The 15,430-nt window shown below is 69.7% G+C and carries 14 protein-coding genes; 3 read left to right on the top strand and 11 right to left on the bottom strand.

Translation table 11 applies throughout. The annotated features are described in order from the left end of the window. Positions 1-38 precede the first annotated feature (38 nt). The gene (locus BJP65_RS00280) at positions 39-2,123 is read left to right on the top strand and encodes a maltotransferase domain-containing protein (RefSeq protein ID WP_083285632.1); all 2,085 of its coding nucleotides are present in this window, start codon (positions 39-41) and stop codon (positions 2,121-2,123) included. Beyond that, the gene (gene glgB, locus BJP65_RS00275) at positions 2,120-4,261 is read left to right on the top strand and encodes a 1,4-alpha-glucan branching protein GlgB (RefSeq protein WP_070407870.1); all 2,142 of its coding nucleotides are present in this window, start codon (positions 2,120-2,122) and stop codon (positions 4,259-4,261) included. Before BJP65_RS00280 ends, glgB begins: the two co-directional genes overlap by 4 nt. Before the next feature lie 55 nt (positions 4,262-4,316). Here the strand turns inward: glgB and BJP65_RS00270 are convergent, their stop codons facing one another. Both BJP65_RS00270 and BJP65_RS00265 read right to left on the bottom strand, forming a co-directional pair. Next, on the bottom strand, positions 4,317-5,258 hold the full coding sequence (locus BJP65_RS00270) for a tetratricopeptide repeat protein (RefSeq protein WP_070407869.1): 942 nt from the start codon (positions 5,256-5,258) through the stop codon (positions 4,317-4,319). Further along, a complete protein-coding gene (locus BJP65_RS00265) occupies positions 5,255-7,057 on the bottom strand; it encodes a glycosyl transferase (protein ID WP_070407868.1) in 1,803 nt (600 codons plus the stop codon). The genes BJP65_RS00270 and BJP65_RS00265 overlap by 4 nt, the downstream gene beginning before the upstream one ends. A gap of 174 nt (positions 7,058-7,231) precedes the next feature. On the opposite strand from BJP65_RS00265, the gene BJP65_RS00260 reads away from it, so the two are divergent. Next, entirely contained in the window at positions 7,232-8,305 is a 1,074-nt protein-coding gene (locus BJP65_RS00260) for an AI-2E family transporter (RefSeq protein WP_055836721.1), read from the top strand. 60 nt (positions 8,306-8,365) lie between these two features. On the opposite strand, the gene BJP65_RS00255 is transcribed toward BJP65_RS00260, so the two are convergent. The 9 genes from BJP65_RS00255 to rpsB form a co-directional block, all read right to left on the bottom strand. Continuing rightward, a complete protein-coding gene (locus BJP65_RS00255) occupies positions 8,366-9,088 on the bottom strand; it encodes an alpha/beta hydrolase (protein ID WP_070407867.1) in 723 nt (240 codons plus the stop codon). Continuing rightward, positions 9,088-9,375 (bottom strand): hypothetical protein, encoded by a 288-nt coding sequence (locus tag BJP65_RS00250; RefSeq protein ID WP_070407866.1) that lies wholly within the window; start codon positions 9,373-9,375, stop codon positions 9,088-9,090. Before BJP65_RS00250 ends, BJP65_RS00255 begins: the two co-directional genes overlap by 1 nt. Positions 9,376-9,384: 9 nt before the next feature. Continuing rightward, positions 9,385-10,089, bottom strand: coding sequence for a transglycosylase SLT domain-containing protein (locus BJP65_RS00245; protein WP_258027504.1), 705 nt, complete (start codon positions 10,087-10,089; stop codon positions 9,385-9,387). 49 nt (positions 10,090-10,138) lie between these two features. Beyond that, positions 10,139-10,714, bottom strand: a complete 576-nt coding sequence (locus tag BJP65_RS00240; RefSeq protein WP_070407865.1) for a DivIVA domain-containing protein — start codon at positions 10,712-10,714, stop codon at positions 10,139-10,141. Beyond that, positions 10,711-11,760, bottom strand: a complete 1,050-nt coding sequence (locus BJP65_RS00235) for a phosphatidate cytidylyltransferase (RefSeq protein WP_070407864.1) — start codon at positions 11,758-11,760, stop codon at positions 10,711-10,713. Before BJP65_RS00235 ends, BJP65_RS00240 begins: the two co-directional genes overlap by 4 nt. A 3-nt stretch (positions 11,761-11,763) precedes the next feature. Then, entirely contained in the window at positions 11,764-12,318 is a 555-nt protein-coding gene (gene frr / locus BJP65_RS00230) for a ribosome recycling factor (RefSeq protein WP_055836704.1), read from the bottom strand. A gap of 75 nt (positions 12,319-12,393) precedes the next feature. Then, positions 12,394-13,113, bottom strand: coding sequence for a UMP kinase (pyrH, locus tag BJP65_RS00225; protein ID WP_055836701.1), 720 nt, complete (start codon positions 13,111-13,113; stop codon positions 12,394-12,396). 116 nt (positions 13,114-13,229) lie between these two features. Further along, positions 13,230-14,057: a translation elongation factor Ts gene (tsf, locus tag BJP65_RS00220; protein WP_055836699.1), complete on the bottom strand. Its 828-nt coding sequence runs from the start codon at positions 14,055-14,057 to the stop codon at positions 13,230-13,232. A 154-nt stretch (positions 14,058-14,211) separates the two neighbouring features. Then, a complete protein-coding gene (gene rpsB / locus BJP65_RS00215) occupies positions 14,212-15,141 on the bottom strand; it encodes a 30S ribosomal protein S2 (protein ID WP_055836696.1) in 930 nt (309 codons plus the stop codon). Between the last annotated feature and the right edge of the window lie 289 nt (positions 15,142-15,430).

Raw genomic sequence — 15,430 nt, 5'->3', positions numbered from 1 at the left:
GTGAGGGCAACGTCGTCGCCCCGCGGTAGGTTCGGACCGTGGCTGACACGACGACTCTCACGCCCGAGCTGCCCTGGCGCAGTGCCGCCTCGATCCCCGTGCGGCCGGTCAAGCCGACACCGACGTCACGGAACGTGGTCACCCCACGCATCCCGCTGGCCCTTCCGCATCCGAGTGTTCCCGGTGGGCGGTTCCGACCGTCGGCCTTCGTCGGCGAGGCCGTTCCCTTCACGGTGACCGCCTTCCGCGAAGGGCACGATCTGATCGGCGTGCACGTGCGCCTGTTCTCGCCCTCGGGCGACGAATCGCTGCACCGCCTCAGCGCTCTGAACGACGGGTTCGACCGCTGGTCGGCGCTCGTGGTCCCCCTCGAGCAGGGTGTCTGGCGGTTCCGGTTCGAGTCCTACGCCGACGACTTCGCCACGTGGGAGCACGCGGCAGACCTGAAGATCGCCGCGGGCGTCGACGTCGCCGTCATGCGCGAGATGGGCGCACAGCTCTTCGACCGCGCCCGAGGCGAGAAGAAGCGCCCCGGCAGCGACAAAGACGTGCTGTACGACGCCGCGCGGGCACTCCGCGACCCCGACACGCACGACGACGTCGCCCTCGACATCGTCCGCGACCCCGCGATCGCCGCGCTGTTCCATGCCCGGCCTCTGATGGGCCTGGTCTCGGTCGGGCGCGACGCCGAACTACTCGTCGAACGCACCCGCGCCGGTGTCGGCTCGTGGTACGAGTTCTTCCCCCGCTCCGAGGGCGCCACGCGCGCCGAGGACGGCAGCGTCGTCAGCGGAACCTTCCGCACCGCCGCCGAGCGCCTCCCGGCCGTCGCCGCGATGGGCTTCGACGTGCTGTACCTGCCGCCGATCCATCCGATCGGCCAGACCAACCGCAAGGGCCCGAACAACACCCTCGTCACCCAGCCGGGCGACCCCGGTTCGCCGTGGGCCATCGGCGGGGCCGCGGGCGGGCACGACACCGTGCACCCCGACCTCGGCACCCTCGACGACTTCCGCGCCTTCGTCGCCGCGGCGCGCGAGAACGACATCGAGGTCGCCCTCGACCTCGCCCTCCAGGCCTCCCCCGACCACCCGTGGGTCACCGAGCACCCCGAGTGGTTCACGACGCTCCCCGACGGCTCCATCGCCTTCGCCGAGAACCCGCCGAAGAAGTACCAGGACATCTACCCGGTCAACTTCGACAACGACCCCGACGGCATCCGCGCCGAGGTGCTGCGGATCGTGCGCCACTGGATCGCCCAGGGCGTGAAGATCTTCCGCGTCGACAACCCGCACACCAAGCCGTTGCAGTTCTGGGAGTGGCTCATCGCCACCGTGAGCGCCGAAGAGCCCGACGCGGTCTTCCTCGCCGAGGCGTTCACGCGCCCCGCTCCCCTGCAGGGGCTCGCGATGGCCGGGTTCCAGCAGAGCTACACCTACTTCACGTGGCGCAACACGAAGGAAGAACTCGAGGAGTTCCTCTCGGGCCTCGCGCACGAGACCGACGACTTCCTCCGTCCCAACCTCTTCGTGAACACTCCCGACATCCTCACCGAGTACCTGCAGTTCGGTGGCCGACCGGCGTACAAGATCCGCGCCGCGATCGCCGCCACGGCGGCCCCCACGTACGGCGTGTACGCCGGGTACGAGCTGTACGAGAACGTCGCGCGTCCCGGTGCCCAAGAGAACATCGACAACGAGAAGTTCGAGTACAAGTTCCGCGACTGGGCCGGTGCCGAGGCGGCGGGCGACTCGCTCGCCTCGTACCTGCGCATGCTCAACGAGGCCCGACGCGCGCACCCCGCCCTCGGTCAGCTGCGCAACCTCAGCGTGCACTGGAGCGACGACGACGCGATCCTCGTCTACTCGAAGCACCTCGATGCGGCCCTGTCGCCCACCGGCGAGAGCGACACGATCATCGTGATCGCCAACGTCGATCCGCACTCGACCCGCGAGAGCACCGTCCACCTCGACACCACCGTCTGGGGTGTCGAACCGGGAACGTCGTACGACGTCGAAGATCTCGTGACGGGACAGGTCTGGACCTGGGCCGACCACAACTTCGTGCGTCTCGACGCCTTCACCGAGCCCGTGCACATCCTGCACGTCAAGGAGAACCGATGACCACTCTTCCTCCCGAGATCCTGGATGCCGTGGCGAACGGCGCGCACCACGACCCGCACAGCGTGCTCGGCGTGCACCAGGGCGCCGACGGCTGGGTCCTGCGCGCGCGGCGCCCTCTCGCGCGCGAGGTGGCTGCCGATCTCGCCACCGGTGACAGCGTCACCCTCGAGCACGTGCACGGCGGCGTGTGGGAAGTCGCTCTCGCCGAGAACCCCGGCCGGTACACGCTGCGCACGACCTACGACGACGGGGTCGAGAACGCCACCGACGACGGCTATCGGCACGCTCCCTCGATCGGCGAGCTCGACCTGCACCTCATCTCCGAGGGGCGTCACGAAGAACTCTGGCGGGTCCTGGGCGCCCACGTCCGCGAGATGGACGGCTCCGCCGGTACGGCCTTCACGGTGTGGGCGCCCGACGCCCGCGCCCTGCGCGTGATCGGCGACTTCAACGGCTGGGACGGCACGGGCAGCGCGATGCGCTCGATGGGCGGCAGCGGCGTCTGGGAGCTCTTCGTCCCCGGCATCGGCGCGGGCACCCGCTACAAGTTCGAGATCCTCACCCGCGGCGGCGCCTGGATCCAGAAGGCCGACCCGATGGCCCGCCTGGCCGAGGTCCCCCCGGCCACGGCCTCGGTCGTCACCGAGTCCGAGTACGCCTGGGCGGATGACGCGTGGATCGAGGAACGCTCGACGACCGCTCCGCTGGACCGCCCGATGTCGATCTACGAACTGCACCTCGCGTCGTGGAAACCCGGGCTGTCGTACCGTGACGCCGCCGACGAGATCATCGACTACGTCGGCGCCCAGGGCTTCACGCACGTCGAGTTCCTCCCGCTCGCCGAGCACCCGTTCGGCGGTTCCTGGGGCTACCAGGTCTCGGGCTACTACGCTCCGACGAGCCGCTTCGGAGACCCCGACGACCTGCGCTACCTCATCGACCGGCTGCACCAGGCCGGCATCGGCGTGATCATGGATTGGGTCCCCGGCCACTTCCCCAAAGACGAGTTCGCGCTGGCGCGCTTCGACGGCGAGCCCCTGTACGAGCACCCCGACCCCCGGCGCGGCGAGCACAAGGACTGGGGCACGCTCATCTTCGACTACGGCCGCAACGAGGTGCGCAACTTCCTCGTCGCGAACGCGCTGTACTGGTTCGAGGAGTTCCACGTCGACGGTCTGCGCGTGGATGCCGTGGCATCCATGCTCTACCTCGATTACTCCCGCAACGACGGCGAGTGGGCGCCCAACCAGTTCGGCGGGCGTGAGAACCTCGAGGCCATCCGGTTCCTGCAGGAGGTCAACGCGACCTCCTACAAGCGTTATCCGGGCATCGCGATCATCGCCGAGGAGTCGACCAGCTTCCCCGGGGTGACCGCCCCCACCTCGCACGCCGGACTCGGTTTCGGGTTCAAGTGGAACATGGGCTGGATGAACGACTCGCTGCAGTACATCGGGCGCGATCCCATGTACCGCTCACACCACGAGGGCGAGCTGTCGTTCTCGTTCGTCTACTCGTTCAGCGAGAACTTCGTGCTCCCCATCAGCCACGACGAGGTCGTGCACGGCAAGGGCAGCCTCTTCGGCCGCATGCCGGGCGACCACTGGCAGAAACTCGCCAACATGCGCGCGTTCCTCGCCTACATGTGGGGCCACCCGGGCAAGCAGCTGCTCTTCATGGGCCAGGAGTTCGGCCAGATGTCGGAGTGGTCGGAGTCGCGCGGCCTCGACTGGTGGATGCTCGACCAGCCCTCGCACGCGCAGTTGCACGCCTTCGTCGCCGAGCTCAACCGCGTGTACCGCGACCAGGCCGCCCTGTGGTCGCGCGACCACGACGGCGCCGCGTTCTCGCGTCTGGGCGCTCCCGCGTGGAACCCCAACGTGCTGGCGTTCGCGCGCCGCGACCACCACGGCAACACCATCGCCGTGCTGTGCAACTTCTCGGGCGTCCCGCTCGGGGACTTCCCCATCGACCTGCCCGAAGCGGGAACGTGGACCGAGATCCTCAACAGCGATGCCGAGGCGTTCGGCGGCTCGGGCCAGGGCAACTTCGGTGCGGTGACGACCGATTCCCGCGGAAGCGCCGTCGTCACGCTCCCGCCCCTGGGCGTGCTGTGGCTGCACCACCGCGCCGGGAGCTGACCTCGGCGAACGACGAAGGCCCCACCCTCGATCGGGTGGGGCCTTCGTCGTCGGCTCAGAAGAGCAGGGATGCCAGACGCGTACGCGCGCGGATGACGCGGGCGTCGTCGTCGCCGACGAGACCGAACAGCTCGAGGATGCGTTCGCGAACGGGCGCCCGATCGTCGGCCGGGAGCTCGGCGAACAGATCGAGCAGACGCGCGAAGGCGTCGTCGACGTGGCCGCCCACGAGGTCGAGGTCCGCGACCAGGAACTGCGCGTCGAAATCGGTCGGAGCTGCGGCCGCGGCCGCACGGGCGGCCTGCAAGTCGGCATCCTGCACACGGGCGAGCAGGCGCACCTGTCCGAGTCCGGCGCGGGCGTCGGCGTCACGGGGGTCTTCGACGAGCGCCTGCTCGTAGGCGGTGATCGCCCGGGCGTAGTCGCCCTCTTCGATCGCGGCGAACGCCTCGGCGTGCAGCGGGGGCAGAACCGGCTCCTCGGGCTCGGCGACCGCGTCGGCGGCTCCGTCGACGGGGATCGTGCCCGTGACGCCGTGCTGAGCCGCGAGCTGGAGCAGCTGCGCGAACACCTCGCGCACCTGCTCCTCGGGGACGGCGCCCGTGAACAACGGCACGGGCTGGCCGGCGACGAGCGCCAGCACCATCGGGATCGACTGCGCGCGGAAGCCCTGGGCGAGCTGGGGGTTGGCGTCGACGTCGACCTTGGCGAGCACGAGACGCCCCGCGAGCTCGGTCACGACCTTCTCGAGCACGGGACTCAGCTGCTTGCAGGGACCGCACCACTCCGCCCACAGGTCGATGACGACCGGAACGGTCCGCGACAGCTCGAGCACCTCGCCGAAGCTGGCGTCGGTGACGTCGAAGACGAGGGGCAGCGCTCCCGACGGCGGGGCCGCCGGGGCGGCCTCACCGTCGGCGGGCGGCTGCGGGCGGTTGCGCAGCGACGAGAGGTCGACGGCACCGCGCATGACGGAACCGGGGGCGGGAGTGCTCACGGGGACACCTTCGCTTCGAGGAGGCTGGATCGGTAACCGAGCAAGCGGATCTGGTCGTCCGAGCCTTGGCTGGGGACGTAGAAGAAGACCTGGTCGGAGTAGGTGGTGGTGAAGCCCGTCGCCGACTGGTCGACGCCGGTCAGCGCCTTCACCGCCGGGTTGTTGTCGAGCTTGATCACGGCGTCGGCGTTCGTGGGCTTGGCCGTGTCGCTCTCGTACACGTTGACCGCGACGATCGCGCCGGTGTCGAGGGTGGCCAGAGCGATCGGCGAGGCGGGACCGGCCGAGGCGGCGAAGCTGATCTCGGCCGTGCCCTGACCCGTCTGATTCAGCTCGTCGGTGCGCTTGGTCTTGTTGTCCTGGATGGCGGTCAGCAGCAGGTCGTTCGCCGTGTCGAAGAGGCCGTACGAGGCACTGTTCTGCCCGTTGTTGATGATGTCGGAGTAGGCCTCCGCGACCTTCTGCGGCTCCATGACCAGGAACGACGAGTCCGGGGGAACCTGCGTGGCGCCCACGTACGGGGCGGCCAGCTCGGGCAGGTTGGTCGAGGCCTCGAGGTTTCCGACGTACGCGGCCTTGTACTCGGCCCAGGGCGTCTCTTGCGTCATCATCATGATCGTCGTGGTCGGAGTCGCCGCGTCAGCGGACTCCACGACCGTCATGAGCGTGCGCGGCCACGCGCCGGTGGTCTGCGGCAGGATGATCTGCACCGGTTCGGCCGGGATGGCGGGGAGGGCCGGACGGTCGGTGATCGCCGCCCGCAGCGTGTAGTTGGTCTCGCGCTCCGCGAGCGCCGGTCCCGTCAGGCGGGTCGCGGCGGCGGTCTTGTCGAGGGACGCGTCGGCCTGCGTCACCGCGGTCGACACGCGCGAGACGATGCGCGTCGCCTGCGCCTCGGTGACGGCCGGCGGGAACTGGCCCTCGGGCACGATGACGGTCGGGGACGCACTCGGCGTCTCGGTGGCGGCCAGCTGCGGCCACGCATCGGCGGAGCAGCCGGCGAGCAGGGTGAGCGAGACACCCAGCGCGGGGACCGCGATGAGGGCACGTCGTCCGCCACCCAGGGCTCCGCGAACCCGACCCCGACGGGCCGGCGACTCGCTCACGACACCCGTGCCCGCGGTCCGGGACTCGCCGATCGAGATGGGCTCGGTCACGGGCAGCGGGAGGCCCTTGCGGCGCGGGCGTCGCGAACGACGCACGTGCCGGATGCCGAGGAGGTACAGCACGAGACCGGCGAGAAGCGCGATGCCGCCGCCCACGATCAGCGGGCCCGCCCAGGGCGTGCTGTCGTCGATCGGCCACGTCACGCTGATGTCGGAGGGGGCGGGAGCGGTGCCGTCCGAGGCCACCAGGACGCTCATGTCGGCGGGCAGCTGCAGAGTGGTCGACAGCGAACCGGTCTGCTCGAACTCGTCGAGCCACAGGTCGGAATCGACGGGGCTGCGCCCGGACACCTGGCCCGTCGCGGTCGCGGTGGGCTCGACGACCGACGTCTGGAGGCTGCCCTCGCCGCCGGGGACCACCGAGGTGTACCGCGTGTCCGACAGCCACGCCTGCATGTCGGAGGTGCGCCCGTACGAGACGAACACGGCTCCGTCACCCGCGACGCGCAGTGTCTGCGCACCCGGCGTGCTGGTGAGAACCGACCCGTCGATGAGCGTGTAGGGCGTGGTGCCCTCGGTCTGCACGGCCGCGGTGGTCTCGGACGGACCCTGGAATACGGTCCGCTGAGCGATGCCCGCACCGATCATGGCGGCGGCGATGACGAACGCCACCACGGCCCAGACAAATCTCACTCTTCACACCATCCCCACCGGCGGCCCTGGCACCACCGAAGAATCGACGTTTCAGACTAGCCGAGGACGCCTGAAAGTTCGCGGCGAGGCCCGTCGCGCACGTTCGAGGGCGCGGCGTCAGTATCCTGACGACAACGGGCGCCGTCGCACCCGTCCGAGGCGGGAGTCGTCGTCATGAAGATCCACAATCCTTTCCAGGTGGCGCTGCTGGCGACGCTCGGCGTCGGCGTCGGGCTGCTGCTGATCGGCAGCGTCGAGAACCTGTCCACGATCCTGCTGTACGTGGGAACGGCCCTCTTCCTCTCGCTGGGCCTCGACCCCGTCGTCTCGTTCCTCGAGAAGCGCGGTCTCCCCCGGTGGGCGGCGGTCCTCGTGACGATCCTCGGGGTGCTGGGGATCTTCGCCGGCATCATCGTGATGGTCGTGCCGATCATCGTCGGGCAGATCACCCAGCTCGTGGTGCAGATCGAGCAGCTCCTGCAGCCGACCCGGTGGAACGAGATCGTCACGCAGGTGCAGACCTGGGTCGAGCAGACCCTCCCCTGGTTGCGCCTCGACGAAGTGTGGGCCGGTGTGCAGCAGTGGGTCACCACGCTCGACGTGGGTTCCATCTCGACGATGGTGGGCAACAGCCTCCTCACGATCGGCGGTGCGGTGGCGGCCGGCGTCGGCGGCGCGTTCATCGTGCTCATCCTCACGATCTACTTCACGGCATCCACCCCGTCGCTCAAGTCGGCGGTCTACCAGTTGGTCCCCGCGTCGAAGCGCGCGCGGTTCATCGAGCTGGCCGAGAAGATCACCGACTCCGTCGGCTACTACGTCATGGGTCAGGTGAGCCTGGGCGTGATCAACGGCGTGCTGAGCGCGATCTTCCTGTCGATCATCAACGCGCCGTTCCCGGCCGTGCTCGCCGTGATCGCCTTCTTCTTCTCGTTGATCCCGCTCGTGGGCACGCTCACCGGGTCGACGATCATCGTGCTGACGTGCCTCCTGCCCGGGCTCGGATCTCCCACGACGGCGCTCATCGCGCTGGTCTACTACCTCGTCTACATGCAGATCGAGGCGTACGTCATCTCGCCGCGCATCATGAACCGCGCCGTGTCGGTACCCGGTGCCGTCGTCGTGATCTCGGCCCTCGCCGGCGGTGCGCTGCTCAACCTGCTCGGCGCCCTCATCGCCATCCCCGTGGCCGCGAGCATCCTCATCATCTACCGCGAGGTGATCATCCCGCGGCAGAACGAGCGGTGATCGAGGCTCCGTCACCCCGCGAGACCGGCCGAGCCGTTCGCCTCGCGTGGGAGACCGTCGTCAGCCGTCGAGGTCGCCGTCCCACTCCACGGGGAGCGGCAGCGCGTCGGGGTTCACGGCGGCGACGATCTCGGTGAGCACCCGACGGGTCTGGGTCTCGCCCACCCACAGATGCTTCCCGCCCTCGACGGCGATCAGGGTGGCATCCGGAACAGACGCGAAACGCTCCCGCGCCTCATCCGGTCGCAGGTAGTCGTCGAATTCGGGAACCAGCACGACCATGCGCCGCGCGTCGCCGGCCCACGCGGCGACCTCGTCGGCCGTCGCACGATGCAGCGGCGGCGAGAGCAGGATGACGCCCTCGACGTCGTGATCGCGGCCGTACTTCAGGGCCAGCTCTGTACCGAACGACCAGCCGACCAACCACGGTCGGGGAAGACCCCGCTCGCGCGCGAAGTCCACGGCCGCGGCGACGTCGAAGACCTCGCTCGCTCCCCCGTCGAAGGCGCCCTCGCTCGTTCCGCGGGGTGACGTGGTGCCGCGGGTGTTGAAGCGCAGCACCGCGAGGTCGGCCAGGGCCGGCAGACGCCCCGCGGCCTTGCGCAGGATGTGCGAGTCCATGAAGCCGCCCGCCGTCGGCAGCGGATGCAGGGTCACCAGCGTCGCGACGGGTTCCCGCTCCAGCGGAAGAGCGAGTTCGCCGACGAGGGTGAGCTCGTCGACCGTCCGCAGCTCGATGTTCTCGCGACGGGCGGGGAGCAGAACGGGTCCGCGTATCTCCATCAGGCGATCCTCCAACAGTGCGTGTGCCAATGGCGTCGGGCGGCGAGGTCGGCGGCGTCGCCGAGCACGCCGTCGGCCCGCCAGACGACGAGGTGGGCGGTTCCGGCCACGACCGCGCGACCGCAGCCGGGGCAGACGTAGTCCTTCAGCGCTTGCGGTGCCGAGATGGGCTGCACGGTCCAGTCGATCCCGCGCTTGACCTCGGTGCGCTTCCACCCGGCGATCAGGCGGTCGAGGGAATCCTCGCCGCGGCCGGGTTGCGGACGACGTTTACGGGAGCGGGGCATGGGCGCCGCTCACCACCAGTGGTTGCTGGTCCAGAACGCGTAGGCCCCGGCCCAGCTGCCGTACCGGCCCGTGGCGTACCCGGTGGCCCAGCGCAGGTTGTCGACCGGGTCGTAGCCGTTTCCGGGCACCTTGCTGCACGGCAGCGCCTGCACGAGACCGCACGCGCCCGAGGAGCGGTTGGTCGCGTTCGGGTTCCAGCCGCTCTCGCGGCTGACGATGTAGTCGACGTAGCCCATGTCCGCGTCGGAGATGCCCGCCGCCGCCATCCACTCGCCCGGGGCGCCGCCACCGGAGTAGAACAGCGGTCCGGCGTCGCCCGCCGACGATCCCGACCCGCTCGACGGCGTGGGGGTGGGTGTCGGGGTCGGCTTCGGCTTCACGTAGACGTTGTAGCTCGAGCGATCGAGCACGGGAGCCTGCTTCTCGCCCGAGGTCGACACGGCCTGCGTGTCGCCGAGGCCCTCGGCGTACAGCGTGACCGTGCGAGGTTCGTCCGCCTGGGCCGGCATCAGCGCCGCACCCATCGGGCCGACGTACGCGGCGGCGAAGAGCACCGCGGCACACGAGGCGAAGACACCGACCACTCCGCGTCGGCGAGACCAGCGCGGTGCCGAACGACGCGGGAGCGCGGGCGGCACGACGTCGACGGACACCACGCCCCGGCGGGCGGCGCGGGACGAGGAGGCACGCGAGAGGTCTGAACCGGCAGTCACAGTGTGCTCGAGTCTACCGACGCCCGCGAGCGCGTGCCACGTAAACGGGTCATCCGACGGCGAGCATGACCTCGACGACGGCATCGAGCACGGCGTCGACTTGCGCCTCGCGGTATCCGCCGCGCTGCATGCGGAAGGCGACGGCGCGCACCTGCTCGGGCGTGACGGGGTGGCCCGCCGCCAGATACCCGGCGACACGGTCGGCAACGACGTCGACCTCGTCGACCCGGTAGCCGTAGCGGAGCAGGCCGACGCGATCGAAGCGTTCGCCGCGCGGGCGGCCCAGACGATCGAGCACGACCTGGGCCGTGTCGCGCGTCTCGGCGACCCACGCCCGGGCGCCCAGGCGCGACAGGGCGAACTCCCGCTCGCGGGCGGCGAAGGCGTCCTCGACGCGTCCGAGCGCCGCGTCGACGGCGGCGACCGCGTAGCCGCCGCGCACGAGGGGGAAGGCGGCAGCGCGGATCTCCGACGAGCGCAGCACTCCCTCGGCATCCGCTTCGAACGCCTCGCGCGCTTGCGCGAGGAAGGCGTCGACGGCCCGCTTCTCGTAGCCCTTGGACCGCCCGGAAGCCTCGGGGAACGGCGTCGCGCTCACTCGATCGTGGATCGGGGTCTCGGTCATGACACTCCCAGCGGGGCGAGCAGGTAGAACATCACCAGCGCGGCGGTGGCCGACGGCAGGATCGAGTCGAGGCGGTCGAGCACTCCCCCGTGGCCGGGGATCCAGGAGCTCATGTCCTTGATGCCGAGGTCGCGCTTGAGCATCGACTCGCCCAAGTCGCCGACCGTCGCCGTCGCCAGCACGACGGCGCCGAAGATGAGACCCGCCCACCACGGCACCTGCAGCATGAAGACGGCCAGCAGCGCCCCGGCGACGAGGGCGGCGACGCAGGCGCCGGCGAAGCCCTCCCAAGTCTTCTTCGGGCTGATGCGAGGGGCCATCGGATGCCGCCCGCCCCGCCCGAACGTCAAGCCCGACACGTACGCGCCGGTGTCGGCGGCGACGGCCAGGATGAGGAACGCCAGCACCCACCATTCGCCGCGCGGCTGCGCGAGCAGGATCAGCGCGACGCTGGTGAGGAAGGGGACGTAGAGCTGCACGAAGCCGCCGACCAGAACGTCACCGATCACCTCGATGGGCGCGCGACCGTCGTCCGAGAACAGCTGCGCGGTGAGGCGCCACACGATGACCACGACGACCGCGACCAGGGTGGCGACCCAGTGCACCCACGCGCCGAGGAAGAACCCGCTGAGCACGAGCAGGAAGCCCATGACGAGCTGGGGCACCACATCGACGCGCCGCCCGGCCACCTGGAGCGCGCGCGAGAACTCGAGCACGCCCAGCACCATGGCCGCCGCGGCGAACAGCACGAAGAGCCACTTGACGAAGACCAGCGACGCGATCACGATCACGCCGATGCCGACACCGATCAGGGTGGCGACGATGAGGTCGCGGCCCGTGCGCTGCTTGAGACGCTCGTTGGCCTGGTCGAACTCCGCGCGGGCATGCGCGATGTGCTGCTCGGCGTCGGTGCGCATCGCCCGCAGCTGTGACTCGATGGCGGTCACGCCCTCGCCCGTGATCGGCGAACGGCGCACCGGATCGGCCCGGCGAGCACCGGTCGGATCGACCGGATCGGTGTCGCCGGTCTCGGGCAGGTCGGTCATGACTCAGACCTCGAGGAGTTCGGCCTCTTTGCGCTTGAGAGCCTCGTCGATCTTGTCGACGTGCGTGCGCGTGAGGCCATCGAGGTCCTTCTCGGCGCGGACGAGCTCGTCTTCGCCGACATCGCTCTTCAGCGCGTCGAGGTCGTCCTTGGCCTTGCGGCGGAGGTTGCGCACCTGCACCTTGGCGTCTTCGCCCTTGCCGCGCACGATCTTGACGTACTCCTTGCGGCGGTCCTGGGTGAGCTCCGGCATGGTGATGCGCACGATCGTGCCGTCGTTCGTCGGGTTGACCCCGAGGTTCGGCATGTCGCGGATCGCCTGCTCGATCGCCTTGAGCGCCGACTTGTCGTAGGGGTTCACCACGAGCGTGCGGGCCTCGGGGTTGTTCAGCGAGGCGAGCTGGCCGAGAGGGGTGGGCGAACCGTAGTAGTCGACCAGCACCTTCTGGAACATCTGGGGGTTCGCGCGTCCGGTACGGACGGTCGCGAAGTCCTCCTTGGCGGCCTCCACGGCACGATCCATGCGCGCTCCGGCATCGGCGAGGACATCGGCGATCACGGTGACTCCATTCGTTGGGACTGACTTCTCAGTCTAGCCGCGTGCGGACCCGGCTCCCCGGGCCCGCACGGCGCGTCATGTGGTGACCAGGGTGCCCATCGTCTCGCCGAGCAGTGCACGGGTGACGTTGCCGGCCGGCTCCATGCCGAACACGCGCATGTCGATGCCGTTGTCCATGCACAGGCTGAACGCCGTCGAGTCGACGACCTTCAGGCCCTTCTGCAGAGCGTCGCGGTAGGTGAGGTGATCGAGCTTGACGGCGTCGGCGTCGGTGCGCGGGTCGGCGGTGTAGACGCCGTCGACGCCGTTCTTGGCGACGAGCACCTCGATGGCGCCGATCTCGAGTGCGCGCTGGGCGGCGACGGTGTCGGTGGAGAAGTACGGCAGCCCCGCTCCCGCGCCGAAGATGACCACGCGGCCCTTCTCGAGGTGGCGCACGGCGCGACGCGGAATGTAGGGCTCGGCGACCTGCGTCATCGAGATGGCGGACTGCACGCGGGTGGCCGCCCCCGCCTGCTCGAGGAAGTCCTGCAGGGCGAGAGCGTTCATCACGGTGCCCAACATGCCCATGTAGTCGGCGCGCCCGCGGTCCATGCCGCGCTGGCTCAGCTCTGCTCCGCGGAAGAAGTTGCCACCGCCGACCACGATCGCGATCTCGACCCGGTCGACCGCCTCCGCGATCTCGCGGGCGATCTGGCTCACGACGTCGGGATTCACGCCCAGTTGGCCCCCGCCGAATGCCTCCCCCGACAGCTTCAGCAGTACACGGCGGCGCTTGGTGGCTTCATCGATCACGTGTGGTGTCCTCTCGTCTTGAACAAACTAGCTCCCCGCCCGCGTCGACCGAAACGACCCCCGGGCAGGGAAAAGGCCCGGGATGCCATGGCATCCCGGGCCTCGTCATGCGTGGATTACGCGCCGACCTTGAAGCGGGCGAAGTCGGTCAGGGTGAGACCGGCGTCGGACGCGACCTTGGCGACGGACAGCTTGTTGTCCTTCGCGTAGTCCTGGTCGAGCAGCGAGACCTGCTTGAAGAACGCGTTGACACGGCCCTCGACGATCTTCGGAAGGGCCGCCTCGGGCTTGCCCTCGTTGCGGGAGATCTCGGTGACGATCTCGCGCTCCTTCTCGACGTCGGCCTCGGGCACGGCGTCGCGCGTGAGGTACGAGGGGTTGGCGAACGAGATGTGCTGCGCGATGGAGCGAGCGGTCTCGGCGTCGTCACCCGTGTAGGCCAGGACCACGCCGACCTGCGGGGGCAGGTCCTTGCTGGTCTTGTGCAGGTAGACCTCGAACTTGTCGCCCGAGAGGGTGCGCACGCGACGGAGCTCGACCTTCTCGCCGATGATCGCGGCCTCGTCCGAGATGAGCTGCTCGACGGTCTTGCCGTCGGCGTCGGCGGCCAGAGCGGCCTCGACCGAGTCGGCGCCGGCGGCGGATGCCGCGTCGACGACCTTGTCGGCCAGAGCGATGAAGCGCTCGTTCTTGGCGACGAAGTCGGTCTCGCAGGCGAGCTCGAGCAGCGTGACGGTGCCGTTGACCTCGCGCGCGGCGACAAGGCCCTCGCTGGTCGAACGGTCGGCGCGCTTGGCGTTGCCCTTGGCACCCTTGAGGCGCAGGATCTCGACGGCCTTCTCGACGTCGCCGTCAGCCTCTTCGAGCGCCTTCTTGGTGTCGACCATGCCCGTGCCGAGCTGCTCGCGCAGCGCCTTGATGTCGGCGATCGTGAAGTTTGCCATGGTGTGGCGGTCTCCTTGTCGTTTGCGTTCTAGATGTGAGCCCGGCGGGGCCGTGTCACCACCCTCGCGAAGAGGGGGCGGTCACGACCCCGCCGGATCGTAGCCTGTGCGGGTGACGCCCCGGCCACCCGAGGGTGACCGGGGGTCGCGCGTCTTACTTGCTGTCGGTGGCCTCGGCGTCGGCGACCTCGGTCGCGGTCTCGCCCGACGCGTCGGCGACGGCCTCGTCGTGAGCCTCGGCGCCCGCGGCGTCGTCAGCCGACTCGGTGGCGGCCTCGGTGGTCTCGGCGTCGGTCTCGGCCGCAGCCTCGTCGGACGTGCCCGAGGTGAGCAGCTCGCGCTCCCACTCGGCGAGCGGCTCGGCGGCCTCGGCCTCGGCCTCTCCGGCGGGCTGGTGGCGCTGGATCAGGCCCTCGGCGGCGGCGTCGGCGATGATGCGCGTGAGCAGGCTCACCGAGCGGATCGCGTCGTCGTTACCGGGGATCGGGTACTGGAACTCGTCGGGGTCGGCGTTCGTGTCCAGGATGCCGATGACGGGGATGCCGAGCTTCTTGGCCTCGTCGACCGCGAGGTGCTCGCGCTTGGCGTCGACCACCCAGATGGCCGAGGGGGTCTTCTGCAGGTTGCGGATACCACCGAGCGACTTGTGCAGCTTGTCGAGCTCGCGCTTCTTGAGCAGCAGCTCCTTCTTGGTGAAGCCGCTCTCGGCCGGGTTCTCGTAGTCGAGCTCCTCGAGCTCCTTCATACGGGCGAGGCGCTTCGACACCGTCTGGAAGTTGGTGAGCAGGCCACCGAGCCAGCGCTGGTTGACGTAGGGCTGGCCCACGCGCGTCGCCTGCTCGGCGAGGACTTCCTGCGCCTGCTTCTTGGTGCCGACGAAGAGGATGGTGCCGCCGTGCGCGACGGTCTCTTTGACGAACTCGTAAGCCTTGTCGATGTACCCGAGCGACTGCTGCAGGTCGATGATGTGGATGCCGGAGCGCTCGGTCAGGATGAAGCGCTTGACCTTCGGGTTCCACCGGCGGGTCTGGTGTCCGAAGTGAACGCCGCTGTCGAGCAGCTGGCGGATGGTGACGACGGCCATGGTCGTACTCCTGTTTCTGGGCGCTTTCGCGCCGTGGTTGTGGTTGTTCGCGTCGGACGATGCGTTCGACGAGCCTGGTGCCCGGCGCACACCCGCCATCCGCCGGAGCGGAGGACCATGGGGTGTGGATGCCGCGCGATGCGCTGCCCCGAGGGGCGGCGCGCTGCGCTGAGGGCACGCGGAGTCATCCCGACAAGCGAGATGCGTCCTCCAGCATACAGGACGCCTCCTCCCCACCGCGTGCATGAGGGGGACCGTCACCGTTGCGCCCGATTCGCCCGCGAGACCG

It is taken from the genome of Microbacterium sp. BH-3-3-3 (genome assembly GCF_001792815.1).
In the GTDB taxonomy this organism is placed as follows: domain Bacteria; phylum Actinomycetota; class Actinomycetes; order Actinomycetales; family Microbacteriaceae; genus Microbacterium.
This window is presented reverse-complemented; position numbering and strand designations above follow the sequence as displayed.

Bases quoted from the DNA above. Each gene is read 5' to 3' on its own strand.
- glgB (WP_070407870.1), top strand. From the start codon at position 2,120: ATGACCACTCTTCCTCCCGAGATCCTGGATGCCGTGGCGAACGGCGCG.
- BJP65_RS00260 (WP_055836721.1), top strand. From the start codon at position 7,232: ATGAAGATCCACAATCCTTTCCAGGTGGCGCTGCTGGCGACGCTCGGC.
- BJP65_RS00255 (WP_070407867.1), bottom strand. From the start codon at position 9,088: ATGGAGATACGCGGACCCGTTCTGCTCCCCGCCCGTCGCGAGAACATC.
- BJP65_RS00250 (WP_070407866.1), bottom strand. From the start codon at position 9,375: ATGCCCCGCTCCCGTAAACGTCGTCCGCAACCCGGCCGCGGCGAGGAT.
- BJP65_RS00240 (WP_070407865.1), bottom strand. From the start codon at position 10,714: ATGACCGAGACCCCGATCCACGATCGAGTGAGCGCGACGCCGTTCCCC.
- BJP65_RS00235 (WP_070407864.1), bottom strand. From the start codon at position 11,760: ATGACCGACCTGCCCGAGACCGGCGACACCGATCCGGTCGATCCGACC.
- tsf (WP_055836699.1), bottom strand. From the start codon at position 14,057: ATGGCAAACTTCACGATCGCCGACATCAAGGCGCTGCGCGAGCAGCTC.
- rpsB (WP_055836696.1), bottom strand. From the start codon at position 15,141: ATGGCCGTCGTCACCATCCGCCAGCTGCTCGACAGCGGCGTTCACTTC.